Source organism: Mesorhizobium sp. M7D.F.Ca.US.004.03.1.1 (assembly GCF_003998635.1).
In the GTDB taxonomy this organism is placed as follows: Bacteria; Pseudomonadota; Alphaproteobacteria; order Rhizobiales; family Rhizobiaceae; genus Mesorhizobium; species Mesorhizobium loti.
Genome location: NZ_RZQG01000757.1, coordinates 1 through 2,915, shown reverse-complemented (window position 1 = coordinate 2,915; position 2,915 = coordinate 1). Strand labels below are relative to the sequence as shown.

Annotated in this window: 5 protein-coding genes; 1 reads left to right on the top strand and 4 read right to left on the bottom strand. The window is 60.0% G+C overall.

All coding sequences use genetic code 11. The features are described from left to right. The 4 genes from EN935_RS29305 to EN935_RS29290 all read right to left on the bottom strand — a co-directional run. A partial coding sequence (locus tag EN935_RS29305; protein ID WP_127373893.1) for an ATP-binding cassette domain-containing protein occupies positions 1-320 on the bottom strand: 320 nt, incomplete at its 3' end. Continuing rightward, a complete protein-coding gene (locus EN935_RS29300) occupies positions 320-904 on the bottom strand; it encodes an LptA/OstA family protein (protein WP_109658845.1) in 585 nt (194 codons plus the stop codon). The genes EN935_RS29305 and EN935_RS29300, both read right to left, overlap by 1 nt. Next, positions 891-1,604, bottom strand: coding sequence for an LPS export ABC transporter periplasmic protein LptC (gene lptC, locus EN935_RS29295; protein WP_109658844.1), 714 nt, complete (start codon positions 1,602-1,604; stop codon positions 891-893). The genes EN935_RS29300 and lptC overlap by 14 nt, the downstream gene beginning before the upstream one ends. Before the next feature lie 471 nt (positions 1,605-2,075). Beyond that, the gene (locus tag EN935_RS29290; RefSeq protein ID WP_126070530.1) at positions 2,076-2,270 is read right to left on the bottom strand and encodes a hypothetical protein; all 195 of its coding nucleotides are present in this window, start codon (positions 2,268-2,270) and stop codon (positions 2,076-2,078) included. A gap of 161 nt (positions 2,271-2,431) precedes the next feature. Between EN935_RS29290 and EN935_RS29285 the strand changes: the two genes are divergently transcribed. Beyond that, positions 2,432-2,915, top strand: a 484-nt coding sequence (locus EN935_RS29285; protein ID WP_164771417.1) for a S49 family peptidase, incomplete at its 3' end; no start/stop codon positions are given.

Below are 2,915 nucleotides of genomic sequence, written 5' to 3'. Positions count from 1 at the left end.
CGACGGTACATCGGCATCGAGGTGACATCGAAGCCGTCGATCTCGATCGTGCCTTCATCCACCGGCACCAGGCCGGTAACCATGTAGAAACAGGTCGTCTTGCCGGCGCCATTGGGGCCAAGCAATCCGACGGCCTCGCCGGCACGCACGCCGATGGTGACACCGCTGACGACCTTGCGGCCCTTGTAGCTCTTGGTCAAACCCTTGGCGATCAGGGTTCCCTTGAACTTTACCGCATCGACGGTCACCGTGGCCGGCGCCGAAATCTTGCCGGCGGCCCGTCCCGGAAGACGCGCCGTCAGCGACGACAAGCTGGCCATCAGGGGTTCGTCGCTCCCGATTTCGGCGGCGGCGTGATCGACATCTGGACGCGTTGCCCAGCGCATGGATCAACCTGGGCCAGCCCGGTTTTCATCTGCACGACGAGCTTGCAGCCGACCAAGACGTTGTCGTTCTGCGACAGAACGACCTTTTTGCCCGAAAGCACCAGCACCTGGCTCTTCATATCGAAGCTGCCTTGATCGCCGGTCGCGACCTGCGCATCCGACTTGATGTAAACCTTGTCGGAAATCTCCAGGTGATCGATGTTGGCCGAGCCGGTCATGGCTGCCGCGCCAGCCGCTTCCGCGCCCTTGGCGCCGGCGTTGGGGTCCTTGACGTAATAGACCATCATCTTGCCGGCCTTCATCAATGTCGGCCCCTGGACGACGCTGACATTGCCCGTGAAGATGGCGACACTGTCGGCTTGGCGGACCTCCAGCTTGTCGCTCTCGATCTGGATCGGCTTGTCGCCGGACAGTTTGAGGCCTGATTGGCTGGTGGTCTGCGCCAATGACGGCACAAGTCCGAGCAGCAGCAACGCTGAAGTTGCAGCCGCGAGCCGCGTCGAACTACTGAGCCGCATTGGTTTCTCCGCTGTTTCCCTCTGCCGTCTTCAAGGCGGCGGAATCGATGTTGACGCGCACTTTGTTCTCGAAGACCAGAATCTTGCCATTGTCCTGGACCGACATCGAATCCGCCGTGATCCGCGACCCGCCACGGCTGACATCGACGGGATCTCCCGTCTTCATAGTGCCTTTGCCCATGTCGAGGAAGACCGATTTGAACTTGGCCTGCATGCCGTCGGTTGTGGTGATCGTCACGTCGCTGGTCAGGTTCATCGTATTGCCGTCGCGATCGTAGGTGCCGTGCGAGGCCTTGACCGCCGCCACATTGTCGGGCGCGATCGGCACCTTGGCGTCGATGCCTTCCAGTTCGATGATACCTTGCGTGCTGACATCCTGAATGGCGCGCAACGCCGTCATCGAATAGGGCTGTTTCTGCTTGGTGAAACCGTTGAGCTTGGGATTGGCCATCACCAGCTTGCCGTTGGAAAAGGCGGTGCCTTCCGCCTGAACCTTCACGGAGACGGGTGCGGCCAGATAGGAATAGACCGGGAAAGCGATGGCGATCAGGGCCGCAGCCAGTGGCACGGCAAACTTGAGAATGCGCACACGGCGCGAATGACGTTGCGCGCGGTCGAACGCGTCGCCACGCGTCCGGCCGTCCGCCTGGGGGACCAACTCCATCTCGGCGCTGGTCGGTTCATTCGGTCGCGCTAACATTCACTGCTTTCTTCTAAACCCCTGCCCACCCGGGAGCACCGCCTATAGGTGGGACGCCGGCGCCTTCAAGCAAGCACAAGCCCAGGAAAACTGCAAAAATGTGACAGCCGCATTTGTACAGATGAAACCCAGATCCGCACAACTGGCCGTTCTTCATAGCAGAAACAGACACGCGGGGTAAAATTTATCAGCTGTCTGTCTCCCGCCCGACCTCGCGGTGACTGCGCAAATACGTGAGGGGAGATGTCGGATGCCCGCCTGGCCGGCCCGGTCGATCGTGTATGCGGCATGGCTATCTCGACCATCCGCGCCGATTGTCCCATCGTGTGGGAAAGAGGTAGTGTCTCAGTTTGAAATTTGAAACCAGACAAGCGCGTTGGCCGGCGACTTGATGTTGGCAATGCGCATGGTGCCAAACGGCGTTGCCGATCACGTCGGCGGGGCGCTTTCTGGCCTTGGATCCGGTCAGCGTCAGGCCACCTTCCGCTGTATGAGACCAACCAGAACGGTGCGCATTCCCGAATACGATGGGCTGCCAATTTTCACTTCCCAATCAGTGTTGCGTTTCCGAGGGTGCTTCGCGTTACGCAACGCTTCGCGGAATGTGTTCGGGTCGACGCCTACAGTTCGAGCCATATCTTCGGCGGTTGTGTGTTTGGCGATCATGACGTCTCCTATGCCTTTTGCCGATATATACGGCGTTTGCACAACTCGGCCAAGAATCGGGCGTTTCCGCAAATTTCAAACACTGCCGGGAAAGAGAACTGCTTCCAGATGGGAGGATCATGGTCTAAAAGCGTCTCCTCCCGCCGACTGAAAGGCTGACCATGGCACTGAGAGCCGACGACCTGATCGACCGCCGCCGTTTGCGGCGCAAGCTGACATTCTGGCGCGTCGTCGCCATCGGCATCGTTGCCCTTGGGGTGATTGCGCTTTCAGCCTGGTTCTACAACGACGATTTCGGCGGCTCGACGGTCGACCATATCGCCAAGGTCAAGATCGAAGGCACGATCACCGAGGACGAGGAACTGATCAAGCGGCTGGAAACCATCCGCCTGTCGTCGAAGGTGAAAGCCGTGATCCTGTCGATCGATTCGCCTGGGGGCACCACGGTCGGCGGTGAATCGATCTACGAAGAGGTGCGCAAGCTGGCTGCCGACAAGCCGGTGGTGGCGGAAGTCGGCACGCTCGCCGCATCGGCGGGCTATATGATCGCCAGTGCCGCCGATCACATCGTTGCGCGCAAGACCTCGATCGTCGGCTCAATCGGCGTGCTGATTCAGTATCCCGACGTCAGCGGCCTGATGGACA